17 protein-coding genes and 1 tRNA gene are annotated in these 22707 nt (G+C 50.4%); 1 reads left to right on the top strand and 17 read right to left on the bottom strand.

The genetic code is table 11. The features are described 5' to 3' along the window. Nucleotides 1-38 precede the first annotated feature (38 nt). From Q0612_RS03735 to Q0612_RS03700, 8 genes are all read right to left on the bottom strand, one after another. Nucleotides 39-2396, bottom strand: a complete 2358-nt coding sequence (locus tag Q0612_RS03735) for a homocysteine S-methyltransferase family protein (RefSeq protein ID WP_298880934.1) — start codon at nucleotides 2394-2396, stop codon at nucleotides 39-41. Nucleotides 2397-2412: 16 nt separating this feature from the next. Continuing rightward, a complete protein-coding gene (locus Q0612_RS03730) occupies nucleotides 2413-3051 on the bottom strand; it encodes a vitamin B12 dependent-methionine synthase activation domain-containing protein (protein WP_293811758.1) in 639 nt (212 codons plus the stop codon). A gap of 34 nt (nucleotides 3052-3085) precedes the next feature. Further along, complete coding sequence (locus Q0612_RS03725; protein ID WP_298880926.1) at nucleotides 3086-3961, bottom strand: methylenetetrahydrofolate reductase; 876 nt, start codon at nucleotides 3959-3961, stop codon at nucleotides 3086-3088. Between the two features lie 171 nt (nucleotides 3962-4132). Then, a tRNA-Ser gene (locus Q0612_RS03720) sits at nucleotides 4133-4223 on the bottom strand. 87 nt (nucleotides 4224-4310) lie between these two features. Further along, the gene (tadA, locus tag Q0612_RS03715) at nucleotides 4311-4811 is read right to left on the bottom strand and encodes a tRNA adenosine(34) deaminase TadA (RefSeq protein ID WP_298880924.1); all 501 of its coding nucleotides are present in this window, start codon (nucleotides 4809-4811) and stop codon (nucleotides 4311-4313) included. Beyond that, nucleotides 4811-6760, bottom strand: a complete 1950-nt coding sequence (gene abc-f, locus Q0612_RS03710) for a ribosomal protection-like ABC-F family protein (protein ID WP_298880922.1) — start codon at nucleotides 6758-6760, stop codon at nucleotides 4811-4813. Before abc-f ends, tadA begins: the two co-directional genes overlap by 1 nt. Before the next feature lie 129 nt (nucleotides 6761-6889). After that, the gene (locus Q0612_RS03705) at nucleotides 6890-8287 is read right to left on the bottom strand and encodes an amino acid permease (RefSeq protein ID WP_366914960.1); all 1398 of its coding nucleotides are present in this window, start codon (nucleotides 8285-8287) and stop codon (nucleotides 6890-6892) included. Between the two features lie 261 nt (nucleotides 8288-8548). After that, complete coding sequence (locus Q0612_RS03700) at nucleotides 8549-9961, bottom strand: SLC13 family permease (RefSeq protein WP_298880917.1); 1413 nt, start codon at nucleotides 9959-9961, stop codon at nucleotides 8549-8551. Between the two features lie 144 nt (nucleotides 9962-10105). Between Q0612_RS03700 and Q0612_RS03695 the strand changes: the two genes are divergently transcribed. Next, nucleotides 10106-10987, top strand: a complete 882-nt coding sequence (locus Q0612_RS03695; RefSeq protein WP_298880914.1) for a LysR family transcriptional regulator — start codon at nucleotides 10106-10108, stop codon at nucleotides 10985-10987. 51 nt (nucleotides 10988-11038) lie between these two features. Here Q0612_RS03695 and ftsH read toward each other — a convergent pair whose 3' ends face one another. The 9 genes from ftsH to mfd all read right to left on the bottom strand — a co-directional run bounded on the left by ftsH (nucleotide 11039) and on the right by mfd (nucleotide 22705). Next, nucleotides 11039-12994: an ATP-dependent zinc metalloprotease FtsH gene (ftsH, locus tag Q0612_RS03690; RefSeq protein ID WP_298880911.1), complete on the bottom strand. Its 1956-nt coding sequence runs from the start codon at nucleotides 12992-12994 to the stop codon at nucleotides 11039-11041. Between the two features lie 89 nt (nucleotides 12995-13083). Continuing rightward, entirely contained in the window at nucleotides 13084-13626 is a 543-nt protein-coding gene (gene hpt / locus Q0612_RS03685) for a hypoxanthine phosphoribosyltransferase (RefSeq protein ID WP_293724002.1), read from the bottom strand. Nucleotides 13627-13646: 20 nt separating this feature from the next. Then, on the bottom strand, nucleotides 13647-14633 hold the full coding sequence (gene tilS, locus Q0612_RS03680) for a tRNA lysidine(34) synthetase TilS (protein WP_298880907.1): 987 nt from the start codon (nucleotides 14631-14633) through the stop codon (nucleotides 13647-13649). Between the two features lie 105 nt (nucleotides 14634-14738). Continuing rightward, nucleotides 14739-15233: a S1 domain-containing RNA-binding protein gene (locus Q0612_RS03675; protein WP_293830068.1), complete on the bottom strand. Its 495-nt coding sequence runs from the start codon at nucleotides 15231-15233 to the stop codon at nucleotides 14739-14741. 110 nt (nucleotides 15234-15343) lie between these two features. Further along, the gene (gene ftsL / locus Q0612_RS03670) at nucleotides 15344-15637 is read right to left on the bottom strand and encodes a cell division protein FtsL (protein ID WP_293830070.1); all 294 of its coding nucleotides are present in this window, start codon (nucleotides 15635-15637) and stop codon (nucleotides 15344-15346) included. A gap of 97 nt (nucleotides 15638-15734) precedes the next feature. Then, complete coding sequence (locus tag Q0612_RS03665) at nucleotides 15735-16013, bottom strand: HU family DNA-binding protein (RefSeq protein ID WP_293724013.1); 279 nt, start codon at nucleotides 16011-16013, stop codon at nucleotides 15735-15737. A gap of 195 nt (nucleotides 16014-16208) precedes the next feature. Beyond that, a complete protein-coding gene (mazG, locus tag Q0612_RS03660) occupies nucleotides 16209-17810 on the bottom strand; it encodes a nucleoside triphosphate pyrophosphohydrolase (protein ID WP_298880897.1) in 1602 nt (533 codons plus the stop codon). A 23-nt stretch (nucleotides 17811-17833) separates the two neighbouring features. Continuing rightward, nucleotides 17834-19396, bottom strand: coding sequence for a polysaccharide biosynthesis protein (locus Q0612_RS03655; protein WP_298880894.1), 1563 nt, complete (start codon nucleotides 19394-19396; stop codon nucleotides 17834-17836). A gap of 36 nt (nucleotides 19397-19432) precedes the next feature. Further along, on the bottom strand, nucleotides 19433-22705 hold the full coding sequence (mfd, locus tag Q0612_RS03650) for a transcription-repair coupling factor (RefSeq protein ID WP_298880892.1): 3273 nt from the start codon (nucleotides 22703-22705) through the stop codon (nucleotides 19433-19435). Nucleotides 22706-22707 lie beyond the last annotated feature (2 nt).

Genomic DNA, 22707 nt, shown 5'->3' with positions numbered 1-22707 from the left:
CGCTAAGCATGATAGTCCTCAAATTATCTGTATATAAATTATTTGCCCAGGATTTCGTTGACGTAGTTTACCGCACTGACAGCGTTCGGTGCATAATGCTCGGCACCGATGGTATCAGCGTATTCCTGCGTGAGCACCGCACCGCCGACAACAACCTGACAGTCACATTCATTATGCAACGCAGCAATAGTTTCTTCCATTGCGCCTACTGTCGTTGTCATCAATGCAGATAAACCGACAACCTTGGCATCAGTTTTCTTAGCTGCCTCCACAACTGCTTCCACAGGCACATCCTTGCCCAAGTCAAGCACGCGATAACCGTAGTTTTCCAGCAGTACCTTAACGATGTTTTTGCCGATATCATGGATATCACCGTGGACGGTAGCAATAATCACTGTTTCTCCCTGTGTTTCACCCACGCCGACAGCCTCGCGGATAACCTCAAAGGCAGCCTTCGCCGCATCCGCGCTCATCAGAAGCTGCGGCAGGAAGAGAGTTTTCTTTTCAAAGCCATGACCGACAAAATCAAGCGCAGGAATCATATACTTGTTAATGATATCCAAAGGCTTTTCGCTTTCCAGAGCCTTGGCTGCGGCCTGACGCGCAGGTCCCTGCAGTCCTTTGACAATGGCATCGTAAAGTCCCATTTCGCTTACCGTTGTTGCTGCAGCCTTCGGTGCATCTGCATAATGCTGCACGTATTCCTTGCAGCCCTCGTCATAGCCTGCCAGCGCACGATAACCGTAATAAGCATCCATCATCGGCTTGCTCTGCGGATTGATGATGCCACAGGAAAGGCCTGCTGCCATCGCCATGCTGAAGAAGGTGCTGTTGACAGCATCACGTCCGGGCAAACCGAAGGAGATGTTGGAAACACCCATAACAGTGTTGATGCCGCGTGCCTTCATCGTGCGGATAACCTCACAGGCAATCGCCGCGTTATCGGCACCGGTGGAAATCGTCAGTGCCAGCGGGTCCACAACTATATTGCGGCTTTCAATGCCGTATTCAGCCGCGCGGGCAATAATTTTTTCAGCCACGGCAATACGTCCTGCGGCAGTTGCAGGAATACCGCTGTCATCAAGACACAGTGCAACCAGCACAGCGCCGTATTTTTTAGCCAGCGGCAGCACATGCTGCAGGCTGTCCTCCTTGCCGTTGACGGAATTGAGCATCGGCTTGCCGTTATAAAGGCGTAACGCTCTTTCCATTGCTTCGTAATTAGATGTATCAATCTGCAGCGGCGTATCGGTAATCGCCTGCAGCGCCGGCACAGCCTTTGCGGCCATTGCCGCTTCGTCAATGCCCGGCGTACCAACGTTAACGTCCAAAATCTGCGCGCCTACGCCAATCTGCTCCAGACCGAGGCGGCACACATAATCAAGGTCGCTGTTGACCAATGCTTCCTTCAAACGCTTTTTGCCTGTAGGATTGATGCGTTCGCCGATAATTATAGGACCTTCGCCCAAATGCACGGCCTTGCCGTAGGAGGATACCGCTGTCAGACGGCAATCGCGCTTACCTCCGGGTTGCAGAGTTTTGCATTTGGCAATCATCTGCGCAATATGCTCCGGCGTTGTACCGCAGCAGCCGCCGACGATGCTTGCTCCCTTGCCTGCAAGCTCGTACATCAGCTCCGCATATTCCTCCGGGCCGACATCAAAGCAAGTTTTGCCGTCACGCTGCACCGGCAGTCCGGCATTCGGATTGATAATCAGCGGCAGGCTGGTTGCCGCCAGCATCTGCGGAAATAATTTACCCACCTGCACCGGTCCCAAACCGCAGTTAAAGCCGATGGCATCTACGCCCAGTCCCTCGCACATCAGAGCGGCAGCCTCAACCGTAGCACCGGTCAACAGCTTGCCGTCCTCATCAAAGGTCATGGTCACACAAATCGGCAAATCGCTGTTTTCCTTAGATGCCAGAACCGCAGCCTTGATTTCGTAGGTATCACTCATCGTTTCGATAAGAATCAGATCCGCACCGGCAGCAGCGCCGTAATGTACCATTTCGCCGTAGGCTTCTACTGCCTTTTCAAAAGGCAAATCGCCATAAGGAGCCAACAGCTTGCCTGTCGGTCCCAAATTCAGCGCAACAAATTTATTTTCCCTGCCACCGCAGGCCTTCTTGGCAATCGCCACAGCCGCTTCGATGGTTTCCTTGCAGTCCAGGCCGGAGCCTGCCAGCTTCAACGGATTAGCGCCGAAGGTATTGGATTTTACGATATTGGAGCCTACATCAAGATAACTACGATGCACAGCCTCTACAATATCGGGGTGTGTAAAATTCCAGCTTTCGGGCAGCTCACCCGGCTGCAGACCGCGTGCCTGCAGCTGTGTGCCGGTGGCACCATCAAAGAACAGCATTTGCTTGCCTAACAATTCCTTAAAATTCATAAATCAAATCTTCTCCTCAAACTTTCTTAATATCAGTATCTCTGTAAGGACAGTTTATATTACTGCAGGTCATACATTTATTCTGCACGCAGGCAGCATCTTCCGATAAGCCGATGATTGCCGTCACCGACTTGGACGGAGCCATCATCAGTCCGTCCGTCAGCGTCAGGCCGATGCGTTTGGCGCAGTTCAGCACAGCGAACAGCTGACGCTGCTCCTCCAGCGGCCAATCTCCGTAACCAGGCGAAAAGCGCGGACGTTGCAGCAGACCGCCGGTTTCAGCCTGCGCCTGCACTTCATCGCAATAGCTTTCAATCAGCGCCGCTGCCACAGCCTGAGCCGCCGCACCTTCAGCAACGCTGATAAGCGCAAGGCGGCGGATGGCTGCGTCCACCCTGCTGCCGAGTGTTGCACCCATAAGCAGCACTGTGTCGCAGCCCTTTAAATGACGCGCCAACGCACGCGAATGAAAGCGCACGCCGCAATCCAACGTTACGCCTGCCTCATCTGCCGTTATCGCATGCTTTTGCAGGATATAACGCGCCTGCACCTCATTGCGCAGCTTCAGATAAACCGTATCCACTAAAATTTCTGCTGCCTTATCTCCCGGCTTGGCCCGCAGATAGCGCAGCGCTTCCTTTTGCTTAAATTCCATAACAACAACCTGACTTTTGCGCCATAGCGCAGGACTATTTATCTACAATCTCTCCGAGATTATTCATAATACCGGCAAAAATTTCCGGTTTGTTCATCGTATAGATATGTACATTATCAAAGCCGTTGGCAATCAGATCAATAATCTGACCGGTAGCATAGGCGATACCTGCCTGCTTCAGCGCCTCCGGCTTATCGGCAAATTTTTCTACCATCGCACGGAACTGCGGCGGCAGCTTAGTACCGCTCAGCTGGCAGATACGGATAATCTGCTTGGCATTCGTCACCGGCATAATACCCGGCACTACCGGCACATTGATGCCCGCACGCAGCAGGCGGAACATATAGTTATATAAAATCGTATTATCAAAAAACATCTGCGTCACTAAAAAGTCAACGCCGGCATCTACCTTATACTTGGTGTTTTCTATATCCTGTTCCAAAGAACCGGATTCGGGATGGCCTTCGGGATAAGCAGCACCGCCGACGCAGAAATCGCCTTGCTGCTTCACAAAACGCATCAGCTCACTGGCATGGGCAAAGCTGCCGATTTCCTCACCCTGCATATCTGCCGGGATATCGCCGCGCAGTGCCAGAATATTTTTTACGCCAAAGCCCTGCAGCTGTCCAAGTACCTCTGCCAGCTTTGCTTCATCAGCCTTTACACAAGTCAGATGAGCCAGAGCCGGCATGCCGTTATCCTCTACTTTTTTTGCCAGTGCTGCCGAATAGCCTACCGTGCTGCCGCCTGCGCCATAGGTAACGCTCATATAGGACGGCTTGCTGGCTGCAATTTTGTTGACAATCTCCAGACTGTTTTGCAGCTCTGCGCCCTGCTTAGGCGGAAACAGCTCGCACGACAGATGAATTTTACCGTTTTTTAAGATATCAATTATTTTTTCCGATGTCATAATAATCCCCCAAAATCAAAAGCATTCGTATGACATTTTAACAGTTAGCGACATCTTTGGCAAACAAAAAGCAGAAGAAATTAACTAATAGGCGATAAAACCTACCAAAATGATAAATATGTTACACACTAAAAATCCCGCAACCAAATAAGCTGCGGGAAGGAAATTCGTTGGCGGAGACGGTGGGATTCGAACCCACGTGCCGCGCAAACGGCAAACTGATTTCGAGTCAGCCGCGTTATGACCACTTCGCTACGTCTCCATTATTCTGTTGGCGCGAATATATTCGCATTAGGTTAACATTAATATTATATAAGAAAAATCTCGTCTTGGCAACTGCCTGCCGAAATTATTCCTGCGGCGCGCCGGCTTCACTCTTGCGCTTCGCCTTGTTTTCCTGACGGCGACGGCGGAAAAAGTCGCGCATCACCTGCGCGCATTCCTCCTCACAGATGCCGCTGACAACCTCCGCGCAGTGATTAAGATTAGGATTCGTAATGATATTGAAAATGGATTCCGCACCGCCGGCCTTCACATCTGGGCAGCCATAAACAACGCGGTCGACACGGCCGTTGACAATGGCACCGCTGCACATCGGGCATGGCTCAACGGTAACGTAAAGCGCACAGCCGCTCAGACGCCAGCGCCCCAGGCGCTCGCAGGCCTCGCGGATTACGATGACCTCAGCGTGCGCCGTTGCGTCATGCCACGTTTCACGCATATTGTGCGCAGCGGCGATAACTTCGCCCGTTGTCATGTCCGCCAGCACCGCGCCGATAGGAATTTCACCAAGCTCTGCGGCCTTGCGTGCTTCAGCCAGCGCCAGCTGCATATACTTTTTATCGTCCATCAGGCATCCTCCGCCGCTTCCATCAGCAGCTCCCATTTTTCCATCAGCTCGTCAATGGTCTGCTCATATTCATCATGCTCCGCTGCCATAGCTGCGCTATGCTCAGGATCGGTATGATTTGCCGGGTCGGCCATCTGCTTTTCCAAAAGGCCCATCATAGCCTCCTGCTCACGAATCTGCAGCTCTACCTTGGGCAGCAGCCGCGCAGCCTCATCAGGACTGTAACGGCGCTTTTTATCCTCCTGTTTTTTCGCTTTAGCCGGCACAGCAGCAACCTGCTGTTGCTGCTTTTTGGCCTGTGCCTCCGCATAGGCCGCAGCCTTTTCCGCTTCCTCCTGTGCCTGCGCCAAAGCAGCAGCCTTTTTCTGCTTCTCTTCAAGGTAAAAATCGTAGTTACCCTTGTAATCCTTAACCTCTAAATCCTCAATTTCCCAGATGCGGTCCGCAACCTCATTGACGAAATAACGGTCATGGCTGACTACCAGTACGGTGCCGTCAAAGGACTCCAAAGCAGCCTCTACCGCTTCGCGCGCCATAATATCCAGATGGTTCGTCGGTTCGTCAAGCACCAGACAGTTGGCGCCGTCCAGCACCAGCTTCAGCAACACCAGACGTGCCTTCTGACCACCGCTCAGCTCGCCGATTTTTTTGAACACATCATCACCGTGGAACAGCATACCGCCAAGCATCGATCGTGTATGCTCTTCCGTAAAGCCGTATTCAACAACAAAGTTTTCCAACAGCGTCTGCTCCGGGTTTAATCGCTCATAGCTCTGCGAAAAATAACCGATCTGCACTCTGCTGCCAATCTTTGCCTTGCCCTTCAGCGGTGCAATTTCACCCAAGATAGTACGCAGCAGCGTCGTCTTACCGGTACCATTGGCACCCAAAAGCGCAGCCTTTTCGCCGCGGCGCAGCGTCAGGTTAATACCCTTGGCCAATACCTTCTCGCCGTAGCCGATGGTCAGGTCCTCCATAATCAGCACTCTGTCCGCACATTCGGCAGCCGGCGGCAAACGCAGTTCAAACTCCTCGTGCTGCACCGGCGCATCAATACGCTCCAGACGGTCGAGCTTTGATTGACGGCCACGCGCCATTTTGCTCTTGATGCCAGCCTTGAAGCGACGGATATAAGCCTCCGTACGCGCAATATAATCCTGCTGTGCATTGTAGGCAGCAGTCAGTGTGCTGCTCTGAATTGCCTTCTGCTCCAGATAGCGGCTGTAATTGCCCTTAAAGGATTGCAGCTTGCCGCCTTCCATCTCCAGAATACGCATAGCAACATTATCGAGGAAGGCACGGTCATGGCTGACAACGAGCAGACCGCCCTTAAATTCCTGCAGATACTTTTCCAGCCACTGCGTCATTACAATATCCAGATGGTTTGTCGGTTCGTCCAGAATCATGAAGTCGGGATTACGCACCAGTGCCGCCGCCAGCATCAGGCGTGTCTTTTGACCGCCGCTCAGCGTTGCCGCATCATGCTGCCACCAGTCCTCGGTATAGCCAAGGCCGATAAGCACACGCTTAATGCGGTTTTCGTAATTATAACCGTCAATAAATTCGTAACGTTTAAGTACGCGGCCGTATTCCTCCAGGCAGCTGTCGAGCTTTTCGCCCTGCAGCTTGCCGGAATCAGCCTCCAGCTGTGCCAGCTTTTGGCGCAGGCTGCCGATTTCCGGGCAGGCTGTCTGCATAAACTGCCAGATAGTACCTCTGATATCGGTAAAGCCCTGCTGTACATAGCCCACGCTGATACCGGGTTCAAATTTTACCGCACCGCTGTCAACCCATTCAGGCTGCAGCAGGCAGCGCAGCAGCGTCGTCTTGCCGCTGCCGTTGACGCCGACAAGGCCAACATGCTCGCCCTGCTCCACCATAAAGCTTACATCTTTAAATATTTCATGAATGCCAAATGCTTTGGCGATTTTATCTACTACTAATTGCATAACCATTCTCCTTTTAACAACTATTATAACACCTTACGGCATTATACTCAAAAGGCTCTGTTATATTCTTATATTTTCGTGCATTACATAAAAAGAGGCTACCGCATCTGCGGCAACCTCCATATACTTTTAAGATTTATGAGCCATAGCAACCTGAGTTTTGGTCTGAACCAAGCTCTTGTGATGCTTGCGCCAACGATAGCAAAGCATCGGCACCACCAGCATCGGTACGCCGGCGTACAGCGTCTGGCGTAAATCCGGTGTCAAAGCAATTACTGCCAGACAGAAAACCTGCGACCAGATACCGAAATGCGTAACATACGGGAAGAACGGTGTTTTATACTTCAGAGTATCCTCCTTGCCTTCGGCAATCAGACGACGGCGGAAATTATATTGGCTCCAGCAAATGGAAATCCAAGCCATCGCTCCGGTAAAGCCGGATACTGCCAGCAAATAAGTATACAGTGTAGAATCGGGATTAAAGGTGTAGAAAACGATAACTGCCCAGCAAGCACATACAGAAACGATAATGGAATTCTGCGGCATACCGTTTTTATTGAGCTTGCCCAAAAACGCCGGTGCCATATCCATGCGAGCCAGTGCATGCAACGCACGAGCACCGCCGTACAGGCCGGAGTTAGCACAGGAAACACCCGCAACCAGCACTACAAAGGCAATCGCAGAGGCTAAGCCGTCAAAGCCGTATTCTGCCAAAGCAGCAGCGAACACGCTCTCCTTCAGGCTGGCCTTATCCCACGGCATAATGGACAGCAATAATGTAATAGGAATGATATATAAAGCAATGACACGCCAGGAAACATTGCGAACAGCAATAGGAATGCTTTTAGCAGGATCCTTGCATTCGCCCGCAGCCAGACCGATGATTTCTGTACCCTGGAAGTTAACCAGAATAATAACCATAGTCAGCACAATCGGCCAATATCCCTGGGGAGCAAAGCCGCCTTGGCTCAGCAGCACCTTAGCGCCTAAATAGCCCTGGTCACCGACAAGACCGCAGACTATTAAACCGGCAACGCCGCAGAAGCCCACAAGGGCAGCAATTTTGATAATGGAAAGCCAGAATTCGCTTTCGCCGAAATTATCGACATGAAAAAGGTTAATTACAGTCACCAGCAGGCCAAAAAGAATTGCCCACCACAGTTGACTGACGGCAGGTACAAAATTATTCATAATGATACCCGCAGCAATCATTTCAGACGGCACGTAAGCCATCCAGTTCAGCCAATAGGCCCAGCCAACGCCACAAGCCCAGGTTGAGGATATATTCTCACGTGCGTAGGTAACAAAGGAACCGGAAATAGGCTTAGCTACAGCCAGCTCCGCCAGGCACAGCATAACGCATAAGACGATTGCACCGCCAAAAAGATAAGAAAGGATAATAGCAGGTCCGGCCTGCTCAATCGCATATCCGGCACCTAAAAAATAACAGCTGCCGATGATGCCACCTAAAGAAATCATCTGTAAGTGTCTGTTCTTTAAACTTCTATTCATGGATTGCTCGTTCATTACCTTAATAACACAACCTTTCTTGAGCATATGTGTGGAACCTTCCGTTCCGCCAAAATTCTTGTGATATGATTTTACTACAAAAAACCGTGTTTGTATAGCAAAAAATGCACTAAAATCAGCGATTTTACAAAAAAAATCTATTTTCCTCTTTTTTCCGCTGTTTTGCATCATTTTCAAGCATACTTCTTCGCAATTCTCTACAAAAAATACTCCCCCGCCATCCCAGCAATGACAAGGGAGTAAACAAAGAAGGCTACTTTAAAGATGGTTGAAAAGACTCCAGCAATGCATGCAGATACAGCCAAGCGCACTGACGAGCAGCATGCAGATTATTGAAAGCTTGAGGCCGTTTTTCAGTAAATCATCAGGGTTCAGACCGTAGGTTACACCCACGGCACGTGTGCTCACCGGCAGAATGAAGGCGCAGTTTACAGCAACAATCGAGGTCAGGATATAAGGAATAGGATTCAGCCCCAGTTGCTGCGAAATGCTTTGTACTACCGGAATTGAGATAGAAGCCGCCGCGGTATTGCTGCTGATTTCCGTCAGGAATGTGGCAAACAGCGTCAGGCTGAACATTGTTTCCCAACCGCCGCTCAATGGCAGCAGCGTGATTACCTTAGCAATCTGTGTTGCCGCACCGGTTTTCGTAATCAGCTGGCCTAATGCCAGCCCGCCGGAAAAAAGGAAAATCATACCCCACATGATGCCCTTTTCAGCCTCACGCCATGTAAGAAGCAGCTGGCCTGTTTCGTTGCGCAGCATAAAGGTGAGCATGCCAAAGGTGAAGAAAACATAGGCAGGCTTCATCAGCGGCAGATACTGCACGTAAAGCGGACGGACGAAGGCCAGACCTGTTGCGAGAACAAAAAGCCACAGTCCTAATTTTTCACCACGGCTCATCGGACCGAGCTTATCATAGGCAGCACGGAAATATTCCTTGCCACCGTCAAGACGTTTAACAGGCAGCGGCAGATGCAGCAGATAAGCCAAAATGAGCAGCATGATAATAAACAAAAGCGGTAGAAAGCGGATAACCCAATCAACATACATGAATTCGTGTCCCGTAAGCTTTTCCAGATAGCTGATTGCAACCAGATTGGAGCTGCTGCCTAAGGGAGAGCCAAAGCCGCCGAAGCCTGCGCCCCAGACGATGGCCAACAGAATCGGCGTTGCTACGGGATTATTGGTAATCTGCTGCTGCCCTAAAAAGCGCAACATGCTTACAGCCACCGGCAACAGAATCATAACCACAACGACGTTAGGCAAAAAGATAGACAGCAGCGTCGACGCCACCAGCCAGACGCATATCTGCTCGCGCATCGATGTGCCCAGACCGCAAAGACTTTTTATCGCCAAACGTTTATCAAGATGTGTTTTTTCCCACACCAGGCTGATAAGATCACTGCCGACCAGCAGCACGACGATTTCCGAAAAGTATTTGCTGATAATACCGTCCATCGGCACCATGCCGAAGATGGCGTTCAGCGGAATCGGCAGCAGCGAGGTTACGGCGATGTTTACCGGGCGCAGCACCCACCAAAGGCCCATCCAGAAAATCGTAGCAATGGCGGCCGCTTGCTTAAATTCAATTATAGGCGCCAGCATCAGCAAGACTGCCAAGAAAAGCAATGGTCCCGATAAAACATTCAACGAACGGTGTTTTTTCATAATAACAGCTTCCTCTCCGGTTTCAATAGAAGGTTTCCTTCTATTTTTGCATTTACTTAATTCTACTCCCGTTCTATAATTAAGTAAAAGACTTTATTTTGATTATTATAATCATATTTTTTGATATTTTAAGGAGATACTGCTATGGATTTCGCTTTTTACAGAAACTTTATCACTGTTGCCGAAACAGGTAATCTCAGCGCCGCAGCTAAGCGATTGGGCATCGTACAGCCGGCGCTCAGCGCACAGATGAAGGCTATCGAAAGAAATTATGGCGTGCAGCTTTTCAAAATGCAGCGCGGTAAGCGCCACATTGAGCTGACGGAGGCAGGTGAAACCTTTTTGCAGCAGGCACGTCAGCTGTGCAATACGGAGGATGATATCAGCCTGCGTATGCAGGCCTTCGGCAGGCGTGCCGCCGGCACGCTGCGCTTCAGCGTGTCACACGTACGTACCGACTATTTCCTGCGCAGCTATCTTATTCCCTTTGCCAAAGAAAATCCCGGCATCAGCTATCAGTTTCACGATGCTACGGTAGAACAGCAACAGCAGCAGTTGGAGGCCGGCAGTATTGATTTTGCCTTTGCCAATGCGCCGTTGCCTGCGGCGCACAATTTCGCTACTATCAAGGTGCAGCGGGAGAGTTTTTATGCTTTCTATAATACCGGATTTGCGGTTCCTTGGGCAGGTAAAAGCATGCTTTCGCCGGAGGATTTGGCAGGTGTGCCCTTGTGCTGTAATTATGGCAGCTATGCGCTTTTGCGCAGTGCATTTAAGGATTATGCGGTTAAGCCTCATATCGCCTTTATTGCTACTACGGCGGAGAGTGCGCTTACCTTTGCGACGAGCGGTCTTGGGGTTGCGGTTGTCGCTGCGTTAGAGAGTGATGCTGTGCCGCAGGGGATGGTGCGACGGCAGCTTGTTGATGAGAAGCTGCATTTTGATCAGACGTTATATTGGAGTAAGGAGCATAGGTTGTCACTGGCGGCAGAGCGATTCTTGGAGTTTTTCCGAAATTTTAACTAAGCGCAAAAAAACGCCCGCGTTCTTCAGAACGCGAGCGTTAATTTTTTGCTATTATTCTTTGGGTGCTTCTTCGCCTGCATTTGCAGCAGCTTTCGGTGCATCTGCTTCGGCAGCAGGCGCTTCAGCCTTTGCATCAGCTTCGGCAACGGGAGCAGCAGCTGCTTCCTCATCCACAACAGATTGCTGTACTAATTGCAGCTTTTCCTCTGCGGTCAGGATATGACCATATTTTACCAGCTGGTTGATTTCTTCCTCTTCCAGAGTTTCCTTCTCCATCAGAGCCTTGGCAATCACATGCAGCTTGTCAATATTGTCGGACAGCAGCTTTTCGGTAGCAGCATAGGCATCTTCCATAAAGGAGCGTACCTCTTTATCAATTTCAGCTGCCACTTCTTCACTGTAATCCTTGTCGCGGGCAATGTCACGGCCCAGGAATACCTGGTCCTGACGATGACCAAAGGTTACAGGACCGATGTTTTCGCTCATGCCGTATTCGCAAATCATCTGGCGTGCCAGTTGAGTTGCACGCTGCAAATCATTGCTGGCACCGCTTGAGATTTCCTTCAGCACCAGAGCTTCGGCCACACGGCCACCCAACAGCACCTTCAGCTCATCAAGCATTTCGCTGCGGGTTGCATAATACTTATCTTCCTTCGGCAGGCTCAGGGTATAACCACCGGCACGGCCACGCGGAATGATGGTAACCTTATGTACAGGGTCAGTATGCTCAAGCAGCATACCAACGATAGTATGACCGCCTTCATGGTAAGCAGTCAGGCGTTTTTCCTTATCACTGATGACACGGCTCTTGCGCTCCGGTCCCATGATAACACGCTCGGCAGCCTCTTCCATTTCCGGCATATTGATGGCCTTCTTGTCCTTGCGGGCAGTCAGCAGCGCTGCTTCATTAACCAGGTTGGATAAATCAGCACCGGTAAAGCCGGGGGTACGCTGAGCGATTACGTCCAGATTTACATCCTGTCCTATCGGCTTACCCTTGACATGTACCTTCAGGATTTCGGTACGTCCCTTGATATCAGGACGGTCTACTACAATCTGGCGGTCGAAACGGCCGGGACGCAGCAGCGCCGGGTCCAGAATATCCGGACGGTTGGTTGCAGCAATCATAATGATGCCTTCGTTAGCACTGAAGCCGTCCATCTCAACCAGTAATTGGTTCAGAGTCTGCTCGCGCTCGTCATGGCCACCGCCAAGACCGGCGCCGCGCTGACGGCCTACGGCATCAATCTCATCGATAAATACGATGCAGGGTGCACTTTTCTTTGCCTGGTCGAACAAATCACGTACACGCGAAGCGCCGACACCAACAAACATTTCTACAAAGTCAGAACCGGAAATGCTGAAGAACGGAACTCCCGCTTCACCGGCAACTGCCTTCGCCAGCAAGGTTTTGCCTGTACCCGGAGGGCCATAGAGCAAAACACCTTTAGGAATCTTAGCTCCCAAGTCATTATACTTCTGCGGATGCTTCAGGAATTCAACAACCTCTTCCAGCTCCTGCTTGGCTTCTTCAGCACCGGCAACATCCTTAAAGGTTATCTTCAGTTTTTCCTCATCGTAGCGACGTGCACGGCTCTTGCCAAAGTTCATCACCTTGCCGCCACCGGCACCTCCCTGGTTCATCAGCATAAACCACAGGCCTACAATAATCAGCATCGGCAAAATAGAGCTGAGAATGCTCATCCACCAAGGTGGCTGCGGCGGCAGCTCTGCCTTAATGTCTACTTTCTTTGCTTCCAGCTTTTCTACCAGCTTGCTGTCATTAGGCGCAACGGTAGAAAATTCCTTGCCATCCTTTAATTTACCGCTGATAACGTTATCAACAATAGTTACCTGTTTGATTTCGTCCTGCTGTACATGCTGCATAAAGCTGGTATAGCTTATATCGGCAGGCTTAGAATTCTTTTCACCGTAAAGGTCAAACATCCAGATAATTACCATGATAATCAGCAGATAAAAAAGTACGTTCTTAAAAAATTTATTCAAGCACGTAGCCTCCTTCCACTTAGCTCATAATATTTTATTATATTATAGATAGGAAAAACTAGCAACTGTTTTATGCAATTTATAGGCTTTTATTTGCGTGCATATACGGCAGGCTTCAGGATGCCGATAAACGGCAGATTACGGTAATCACCTGCATAATCCAGACCGTAGCCTACTACAAATTCGTCAGGAATTTTAAAGCCTACGTAATCAGCCTCCAGGCCATTTACACGGCGCTCCGCCTTGTCGCACAGAGCAGCGGTTTTCAGAGTTGCGGGCTTGTAGTGACGCAGCATATCGGTGATAGAAGCAAAGGTAACGCCGCTGTCAATGATATCATCGATTACCAGCACATCTTTACCCTTAATGTCTTCGCTGACATCCAGCTTAACCTTAACGCTGCCGCTAGTGCTGGTTCCGTTGCCATAAGAAGAAGCAACCATGAAGTCTACGCGCAGCGGCATATCAATAGCGCGGGTCAGGTCGGTAGCAAACCAAGCAGCACCCTTCAGCAGAACAATGACAACCAAATCCTTGTCTGCATAATCAGCTGCAATCTGCTTACCCATTTCCTGTACGCGGGCATCAATTTCTTCTTTAGTCAGCAAAACTGTCTTAATATCGTCATGCATTTTTCCATTCTCCTTATACTTTATATAATTTTAACAAAAATAAGCTGTTTATTTCTATAGACTACGTTTATTCCCTGCGGCAGCTGGATAACCTTGCCGCCACTGCGTCGGAGCAACAAGGAATCAATGGCCTGAGTACGCTCATAGGACAGCTCCTCACCGCCCAGCTCGAAATACGCGCGCCTTAACAGCCTCAGCCTTACAGCACTGTGCAGTGCTGTAAGCTGCGTCACCGGCAGGCTGACAGCATCCTCCTGCCTGCGCGCCAGCTGCCTGTAAGCATTGTCAGCTATTTGCTCCAGACATTCCGCGTCCTGCGCCAGCAAGGCGGCAGTACGCGCCAATGACGGCACTACAGCGGGGTTAAAACTACGCTCCAGGTATGGCAAAAGCTCCAGCCGCACGCGGTTACGCGTATACGCTGTATCCGCGTTAGTGCTGTCGTAGCAAACAGCAATGCCTTCCGCACTGCAGTATTCCTCCAGCAGGCTCTTGGGCAACGCGAGCAGCGGCCTGATGATGTCACCCTGCTGCGCCCGCATCCCGGCAAGTCCCTGCAGGCCTGCGCCGCGCAACAGCCTTAAGAGCAGCGTTTCCGCCTGATCACCCTCGTGATGCGCCGTAACAATTGCTGCAGCGCCCTGCTGCGCCGCTACGCGCCTCAGCGCAGCATAACGCAGGCGGCGCGCAGCATCCTCAGTAGAAAGATGCTGCTGCGCTGCATACGCTGCAGCCTGCACATGCTCTGTAAAGCAGGGCAGTCCCCAAGCCTTGCAGGCACGCTGCACTGCCTGCATATCGCGCAGTGCCTCTTCCCCGCGCAGTCCGTGCTCGACATGGCAGACGCTGTAGCGTCCCCAGCCCTGCGCTGCCAAAGCAGCGCAGGCATGTGCCAAAGCCAGGGAATCAGCGCCGCCGCTCACCGCCAGCAGGTAGTGAGCCTCCGGCCGCAACAAATTTTTAATTGTTTTGCGCAGCTTATAGACTGCAGGCGCAATCTGCCTCATAGCATATCTCCTTCAGCAGCGGTTCAAACGTGTCATACCACATTTTTCTATGCTATAAAAGAAAAGGCACTCTCAGGAGTGCCATTTCATTAATTACCAGCTTGCTTATTTATCACGTCTGGCACCACGACCACCGCGTTTAGACTCAGTATTACGTTTTAAGTCCAGCATACGGTCATCGCTGTCTTTCAAGAATTTGGATAATTTATCCTCAAACGAAACGGGAGCCATCGGTCTTGCGCTTTGCGGGCGCATACCACCACGGCGTTCACGATTGTCGCCTTGAGGACGCATACCGTTATTGTTGCTGCGGCGCTCGCGATTATCATTCTGCGGACGCTGCGGTCTTGCCTGCGGAGCCGGCGGCGGTGTGAGCTGTTTGATAGACAAGCCGATTTTGCCGCGGTCATCTACAGATAATACCTTAACCTTAACCTTGTCGTGCTCCTTTAAAAAGTCATGCACGTCTTTTACATAAACATTAGAAACCTCAGAAATGTGAATCAGGCCAACCTTGCCCTCAGGCAGTTGGACAAATGCGCCAAAATTGGTGATACCTGTAACTTCACCCTCTACAATTGCACCTACTTCAAGTGACATCGAGAAAAAAATCCCCCTTAAAAATTCTTAATACTCTTGTATTATACTCTTTAATTTTTCATGGTGTCAATAAAAAAAGCAGAACAAAAGCAATCATTTCTTGTTCTGCCTTATTTTTTCTCATCAACTATAAACAGCGGCACCTCGTTTTTACCCACCATGTTGTAATCCTCACGGGCGAGCTTTTCAATGTAACGCGGGTCATCCAGCCGTTTACGCTCTGCCTCCAGCTCTGCCTTTTGTTTTTTCAAAGTAGCAATACGTTGCTGTGTGGCAGCCTGCTCATTTTTAATCTGGCAAATAGAATACTCCTGCTTGACAATACCGTACGCGCAGGCAAGAATCAGCAGCGTCATAAATAATGGGAATGCAATAGATTTATGTCTCACTCGACGTCTAACCATTTCTTCGCCCCCTTAACATTGAAGCTGCATCAGTATTCTGCTGCATATTTTAGAGAAAAGCCCGGCAAGGCTGCCGGGCCCACAGCACTAATACAGCTTATTTTGCGTTAACAGCATCCTTGAAAGCCTTACCAGCTTTGAAAGCAGGTACGGTTGCAGCAGGAATAACAATCTTTTCTTTGGTTGCCGGATTCTTACCTTCACGTTCTTTACGAGCACGTGCTTCAAAAGTACCAAAGCCAACTACCTGTACTTTGTCACCCTTAGCAACTACCTCTTTAACGGTTTCCAGGGTAGCGGTGATAACTTTTTCAACGTCTTTTTTGGTTAAGCCGGCTTTTTCAGCAACAGCAGCGATTAACTCAGTCTTGTTCATCAAAAATTCCTCCTTAATTATGACTTTAGTTGTTATTGCAAATGCTTGCGGAGCACGTAACTTCGTAACGTAACTCATATTTAACTAGCAATAGTATTCTACACTCTAAAGCGTTTTCCTGCAAGCCTTTTCCGAAAATATTTATAAAACAAGCGAAAAATAGCGTTATTTTAGTAACTTTATTGCAAAATCACCTTATAAAATCTGCTTGCGTTCTAACTCCTTAGCCTCATCCCAAAATTTATCCAGCTCAGCTAAAGTGAAGTCCTGCCAGCCTTTGCCACTGTCCTCCACCTGCTTTTCTACGTAATTGAAACGGGCAGCAAAGCGATTATTTGTGCCATCTAAAGCTACTTCAGGCTCAATACCGTAATGACGTGCGTAATTTACCACAGCAAAAAGCACATCGCCTAGCTCGCTCTCAGCAGCAGACTTGTCGCCTGACTGTAAGGCTTCCTGCAGCTCGCCCAGCTCTTCCTGTACCTTAGCCCATACAGATACACTATCCGGCCAGTCAAAGCCAACCTTCGCAGCCTTGCTTTGCAGCTTATAGGCACGCAGCAGCGCCGGCAGTCCTTGCGTTACGCCGTCCAAAACATGCTTGCGCTCCTGTTTTTCCTGCTTTTTGATAGCCTCCCAGTTTACCAGCACGTCATCGCTGTTGTCGACATGGGTATCACCGAAAACATGCGGATGACGGCGGATCAGCTTATCTACAACCTCGTCGATAACATCCTGCAGATCAAAGCGGCCTGCTTCCTGTGCCATGCGTGCATGGAAAACAACCTGCATGAGCACGTCGCCCAGCTCCTCACGCATGCCTGCAACATCGTCAGCGTCCACGGCCTCCAGGTATTCATAAACCTCTTCAATCATGTTGCTACGGATAGATTTATGTGTCTGCTCTCTGTCCCAGGGGCAGCCACCAGGCTCGCGCAGGGTGCGCATAACATCGGCCAACGGCTGGATGTCAAAATCATCAAAGCCTGCTTCCGGCAAAAAGTCTTCCGCATAGCCTTCTTCTTCGCCTTCGTCAGCAAAATCGTCTTCATCTTCGCCAAAAGTGATAATGCCGGGAACGTCTTCCGCAGCGTCAACCTTTTCAAATACAGTATCCTCTGCTCCCTCAGCCAGCGGCGGAACATAAGCGCTCGTGAGATGGTCGATATTAGGCTGTCTGTCCAGCTCGTACAGCTTAATCGGACGGCATTCCTCATCAGGCAGGCCCAGATTGCGCAGGAAATAAATTTCATATTCATCAGGCAGTACATCCATCAGCGCAATTTTCAAATCGCTGGCTACCATCTGGCTGTAAACCTGGGTAATCATCAGCGGATGCTGACCGGCACCGGCAATTTCCGCAAAATCCTGCGCATCAATAATCTGCAAACCGGCAATCGGGTCAATACCCAGCTCAACATAAGCCAAGTCCAAAAAGCTCATAGACGGCTTAATAACCAGCTTTACACCCTGCTCCTTGGCAGCAGTACGCATTAAAACAACGGTCTTTTCTGCAACCAGCGGGCTGCCCGGTACAGCGTAAACAACATCGCCGTTCTGTGCTGCTGCCAGCACACGTTCTACGACGCTGTTATAAACCTCCTCAAAGGAAGCAGCCTTTTCGTATAAATCGTCACATGAGGCAAATTTTACGTTTTGCTTTTCCAACTCGGCAACAGTAGGATGCACTGCTGTACGCAGGATAACCTGAGCGCAGTTTTGCAGAAATCCCATTGTCTCCAACGAAAGATGTCCCACAGCACCGGGGCCTAAGCCGACAATTGTAATTGTTCCCATGATAGTACGCCTTCTTTCTTTAATTATTTAAAAAATCGTTTTACTACCGGCAGCTGACGCAGCTCCTGTCTGTTCAGCACGCCTAAAAGTGGCAGCAATATGATATAGCATATTCCGGCAGCCAGCATGGCACTGATTGTTGCTAAAGCAGGAGATGCACCGCTAAGCAGCGCATGTACCTCTACGGCAGCAACACCCATCACTGCAGATGCAGTGATGATTTTGCCAATACTCAACCAGGAAAAGCTTATGCGGAAGTGATACAGCGCAATAATATTCAAAAGCGCTGTCACGCCAAAGTTTATATTTGTTGCCCACGCTGCACCGGCGATGCCATATTCCGCATTCGTCAGTTGGCAGACAGCTATCAGCTTCGCTACTATGCCAATGAGCATATTCACCATCGGCAGATTAGTATGTCCCACTCCCTGCAGTACACCTGTTGTCACCTGCTGCAGACCTAAAAGACAAATTGCAGGCGCAGAATGCATAATTGCAACACCGGCCTTTGCCGTACCATACAATAGTTGGCTGATAGGCTGCGCCAGTACCCACATACCTACGGAAGCAGGCACTGTTATCAGGCAGCACAGCTTCATCGCGGTTGCCGCCTTTTGCTCGATAATCTGCCATTTATTCAAAGCAAAGGCTTCGGAAACAGCAGGAACCAGGCTTGTCGCCAGCGACATCGTCGGTATCGTCGCCATCAGCAGCAATGGTTGCGCCATGCCTGCCAGATAACCAAACTGCGCCGTCGCCTGCTCCACGCTAAGCCCACTGTCAATCAAGCGACCTGGTACCAATAGCACGTCAATACTACTGGTGACCGGCACAAGGATATTAGCGCAGGATACAGGTAGCGCCAATAGCAGCAGGCGCTTAATCAGCGCGCTGCTGCGCACAAGCTCGCTAGCAGGTTTCTGCAGCTTGCCTGCATCTGCCTGCCATTGCTTGCGGTAGTAGCGGTAAAAGCAGCCCATTACTACCAGTCCTGTAAGGCTGCCCGGCACTGCGCCGAAGGCGGCGCCGGCAGCAGCGTATTCCAGACCGTAGGGCAGCAGCACATACGCCAGAACCACCATCGTCACTACGCGAATAAGCTGCTCCACAATCTGTGATACTGCAGGTGGCGTCATCAGCTGATGCCCCTGAAAATAACCACGGAAGCTGGCTAAAATCGTCGCAAAGAATATTGCCGGTGTCAGCGCGATGAGCGAATAGTAGGCACGCGCATCTGTAATCACGCCCGCCTCCACCAGCCAGCCTGCAGCCAGCACCAGGCAAAGCGCCAGTACTGCGCCAACGCAGGCCATCAGGCGCAGCGAAACGCGAAAAACCTGACGCACATTAGCATAATCCTTCTGCGCCAGAAAGCCGGCGACAATAATAGAAATTGCCACCGGAATACCAGCCGCAGAAATCGCCAGCAGCAAAAGATATACCGGATAGGCCATCTGGTAAAGACCGATACCTTCGCCGCCCAACAGACGTGAAAGCAGGATACGGTTCACCGAGCCGATAACCTTCACCATCAAACCTGCCAGCGTCAAAATCATCGCTCCACGCAAAAATTTATCACTGCTCATTTCCTGCTTTCACCTCCTCACATTAATTCTCAATTATTAATTTTCCAATACAAGCTTAGGTAAGGTCTGCTCCAGCCAGGCCAGAGGCTCCTTCTTGGACGCCCCTATCCTGTATGTCAGCTGCTGCTCCTGGCCGTTTTTCAAAGCCATCGTCTTCGGATGCTCCATCAGCAGCTTCAGAATAGCCTCTGGATTTACCTGCGCCTTTTCGCTAAACGTCAGACGAATAACACCCTGACGTACATTTACGCCACGGATTTTCAGCACGCGGCACAAGCCCTTAAGCGCTGCCAAACGCCAAAGCATTTCCACCTCCGGCGGCGGATTGCCGAAGCGATCAATAACTTCATCAAGCAAATCATCGCGCTGCGAATATTCCAGCTCGCTGAAACGACGATAAAGCTCCATTTTATAGCGCGGATCAGAAATATAGCTGTCAGGAATATAGGCCTCTGCCTGAATTTCCAGTACCGGCTCCGGCTCCGGCTCAGCTGTCCTGCCATTTTTCAAGCGCTCGATTGTTTTTTCCAGCATCTCGCAATAAGCTGCGAAGCCAATACCGGTAATGTGACCATGCTGCTGCGGACCAAGCAGATTACCGGCGCCACGGATTTCCAGGTCACGCATAGCAATCTTGAAGCCAGCGCCAAGCTCCGTAAAATCACGGATTGCCTGCAAACGCTTTTCAGCAATTTCACTCAGCGCCTTATTCGGCTGATAAACAAAATAAGCATAAGCAAGACGCGAGCTACGTCCTACGCGGCCACGCATCTGATACAGCTGCGAAAGGCCAAAGTTATCAGCACCGTCAATAATTATCGTATTGGCCAAGGGTACATCCAGGCCATTTTCCACAATAGTAGTGCACAAAAGCACATCACAGCTGCCTTCGTAGAAGGAAAGCATAGCATCTTCCAATGCGTCCTCGCTCATCTGTCCGTGAGCAATTTTGATGCTGATGCCAGGCACCAGACGGCGCAGCTTGGCAGACAACGATTCCAAAGCACTTACACGGTTGCTGATATAGTAACTCCTGCCACCGCGGCGCAGCTCGCGCTCCAGCGCTTCCTTAATCATGCCGTCATTATATTCGCTGACATAAGTTTCCACAGGCAAGCGGTCCTCCGGCGGCGATTCGATAACGCTCATATCACGGCCGTTGACCAATGCCATGTGCAGAGTACGCGGAATAGGTGTCGCCGAAAGCGACAAGACATCTATATCGAGATGCCATTTCTTGATTTTTTCCTTTTGGGCAACGCCAAAGCGCTGCTCCTCATCAATAATCAGCAGGCCGAGGCTGGTAAAATTCACATCAGGCTGCAGCAGGCGGTGCGTACCGATAAGAATATCAACCTTACCATCGGCAACCTCCTGCAGAACAGTGCGTTGCTCCTTCGGCGTACAAAAACGGTTCAGCAGACGAACCTCTACACCGAAATTGCGCACGCGCTCCTTGAACGTAAGATAATGCTGCTGTGCCAGCACAGTTGTCGGCGCCAGCACCGCCACCTGCTTGCCATCAAGCACAGCCTTAAAGGCAGCACGCAGTGCCACCTCAGTCTTACCATAACCGACATCACCGCACAGCAAACGCTCCATAGGCTGCGGCTTTTCCATATCAGCCTTGATTTCCGCAATAGCCTTCAGCTGGTCAGGCGTTTCCTCATAGGGAAACGCTGCTTCAAAGTCCTTTTGCAGCTGGCAATCAGGCGAAAAAGCGTGGCCTGGCATAATCTGCCGCTGAGCGTACAAACGCAGCAGCTCCTCAGCCAGCTCTGTAATCGCCTTCGCCGCCTTAGCTGTAGTACGCTTCCAATCTGTACCGCCCATTTTAGAAAGACGCGGTACACTGCCTTCACTGCCGACATATTTATGCAGCATGCCAACCTGCTCCACTGGAACATACAGCTTATCATCACCGGCATAGGCCAAAAGCAGATAATCACGGTGGATACCGTCAAGAACAACGTTTTCTACGCCTATATAACGACCGATGCCATGTACCTTATGAACAACATAATCGCCTGCCTTAATATCTGAAAAATACTGCAGCTGCTGCCCCTGGTTTTTGGTATGCAGACGTTTGCGCTTTTGCATGCCGAAAATATCATTTTCTGTCAGCAGCAGCCATTCTTCATCCCAAAAACGGAAGCCATGGTCCAAATCACCATAAGTAACGTTGACTACTCCCGGCTCAAAGCTCTTTTGGGCAAAATGCCCCTTCAACCCGTAGTTGTGCAGATTATCAGCAAAGCCGCGGGCCTTAACGCTGCTGGAAAGCATAATAAGTGGCGTAAGTCCCTCAGCCAGCCAGCTCTGCAAATCCTCTACCAGCAAATTAGTATTTTTATTATAGGGAGCTACTGCACGCACAGGTATATTCAACGCCGGCAGCTGCTGCAAATAGCTGTGTCCCAACGCCGATACCAGCATAACTCCATTAACAGCCAGTTGTTCTATGACCTCCTGCTTGCCAAAAAGCTCGGCAGAATGCAGCTTATTTTCCTTATCCAGCTTTTCCAGCATGCTGAAAACATGCACCGGCTCGTCAACAACTACCAGCGTATCAGCAGCACAGTATTCAAAAATATCAGCATCATAGCTGAAGCTTTCATCCACCTTCAGCGGTGCAACCTTAACGCTGCTGAGAGTCTGCAGGCTACGCTGAGTGTCAACATCAAAGCTGCGCATAGCGTCAAGCTCATTGTCAAACCATTCGATGCGTATAGGTGCGCTGGCGTTAATGGGATATACGTCCAGAATATCGCCACGCAAGCAGAACTGTCCCAAGGCATCAACCTGCTCCGTACGCTCATAACCCAAATCCAGCAACGCAGCAGCTACATTACGCTGTTCGTGCTCCTCACCCACAGCAAGCTGCAGCGCCTTACCGGACATACCGCTCGGGCGCAGCTGCTTTTGCTGCAGCGCCTCTGCTGTGATAAAGACAATACCGCGTTCCTCGCCGCTCAAAAAGCGTAGTGCGGCCGCACGACCTGCCTGCAGCTCCAGGCTCTGCGTATCAGCCTGCACACGCGGTAAGCTTACAGGATAAAGCTCCTGCATCGGCAGCTCAGGATACAAATAGTTCAGCTCGCGCCTGTAGGCACGGATTTCTTCGCGTGATGCAGTAATAAAGGCCATACTTCCCTTGCTGCCTGCAAGCTTGTCGATGGCAGCAAAAAAGACCGGCTTGCTGCTTCCAGCCAACCCGGTTAAAATACAGGCCTGTTTTTTCTTTTGATATTCGGCAGCCTGCTGTACTTCCTTAACAGCAGCAACCTTATTGACTAATAAATTTTCCATAG

Source organism: uncultured Phascolarctobacterium sp., assembly GCF_937920985.1.
Classification (GTDB): Bacteria; Bacillota; Negativicutes; order Acidaminococcales; family Acidaminococcaceae; genus Phascolarctobacterium_A.
The sequence above is the reverse complement of the archived record's forward strand: the minus strand, read 5'-3'. Positions and strand labels throughout refer to the sequence as shown.

What these genes read in the sequence shown, in the direction of transcription:
- Q0612_RS03735 (WP_298880934.1), bottom strand. Translation starts at nt 2,396, where the DNA reads ATGAATTTTAAGGAATTGTTAGGCAAGCAAATGCTGTTCTTTGATGGT.
- Q0612_RS03730 (WP_293811758.1), bottom strand. Translation starts at nt 3,051, where the DNA reads ATGGAATTTAAGCAAAAGGAAGCGCTGCGCTATCTGCGGGCCAAGCCG.
- Q0612_RS03725 (WP_298880926.1), bottom strand. Translation starts at nt 3,961, where the DNA reads ATGACATCGGAAAAAATAATTGATATCTTAAAAAACGGTAAAATTCAT.
- tadA (WP_298880924.1), bottom strand. Translation starts at nt 4,811, where the DNA reads ATGGACGATAAAAAGTATATGCAGCTGGCGCTGGCTGAAGCACGCAAG.
- abc-f (WP_298880922.1), bottom strand. Translation starts at nt 6,760, where the DNA reads ATGCAATTAGTAGTAGATAAAATCGCCAAAGCATTTGGCATTCATGAA.
- Q0612_RS03705 (WP_366914960.1), bottom strand. Translation starts at nt 8,287, where the DNA reads ATGAACGAGCAATCCATGAATAGAAGTTTAAAGAACAGACACTTACAG.
- Q0612_RS03700 (WP_298880917.1), bottom strand. Translation starts at nt 9,961, where the DNA reads ATGAAAAAACACCGTTCGTTGAATGTTTTATCGGGACCATTGCTTTTC.
- Q0612_RS03695 (WP_298880914.1), top strand. Translation starts at nt 10,106, where the DNA reads ATGGATTTCGCTTTTTACAGAAACTTTATCACTGTTGCCGAAACAGGT.
- hpt (WP_293724002.1), bottom strand. Translation starts at nt 13,626, where the DNA reads ATGCATGACGATATTAAGACAGTTTTGCTGACTAAAGAAGAAATTGAT.
- tilS (WP_298880907.1), bottom strand. Translation starts at nt 14,633, where the DNA reads ATGAGGCAGATTGCGCCTGCAGTCTATAAGCTGCGCAAAACAATTAAA.
- Q0612_RS03675 (WP_293830068.1), bottom strand. Translation starts at nt 15,233, where the DNA reads ATGTCACTTGAAGTAGGTGCAATTGTAGAGGGTGAAGTTACAGGTATC.
- ftsL (WP_293830070.1), bottom strand. Translation starts at nt 15,637, where the DNA reads ATGGTTAGACGTCGAGTGAGACATAAATCTATTGCATTCCCATTATTT.
- Q0612_RS03665 (WP_293724013.1), bottom strand. Translation starts at nt 16,013, where the DNA reads ATGAACAAGACTGAGTTAATCGCTGCTGTTGCTGAAAAAGCCGGCTTA.
- mazG (WP_298880897.1), bottom strand. Translation starts at nt 17,810, where the DNA reads ATGGGAACAATTACAATTGTCGGCTTAGGCCCCGGTGCTGTGGGACAT.
- Q0612_RS03655 (WP_298880894.1), bottom strand. Translation starts at nt 19,396, where the DNA reads ATGAGCAGTGATAAATTTTTGCGTGGAGCGATGATTTTGACGCTGGCA.
- mfd (WP_298880892.1), bottom strand. Translation starts at nt 22,705, where the DNA reads ATGGAAAATTTATTAGTCAATAAGGTTGCTGCTGTTAAGGAAGTACAG.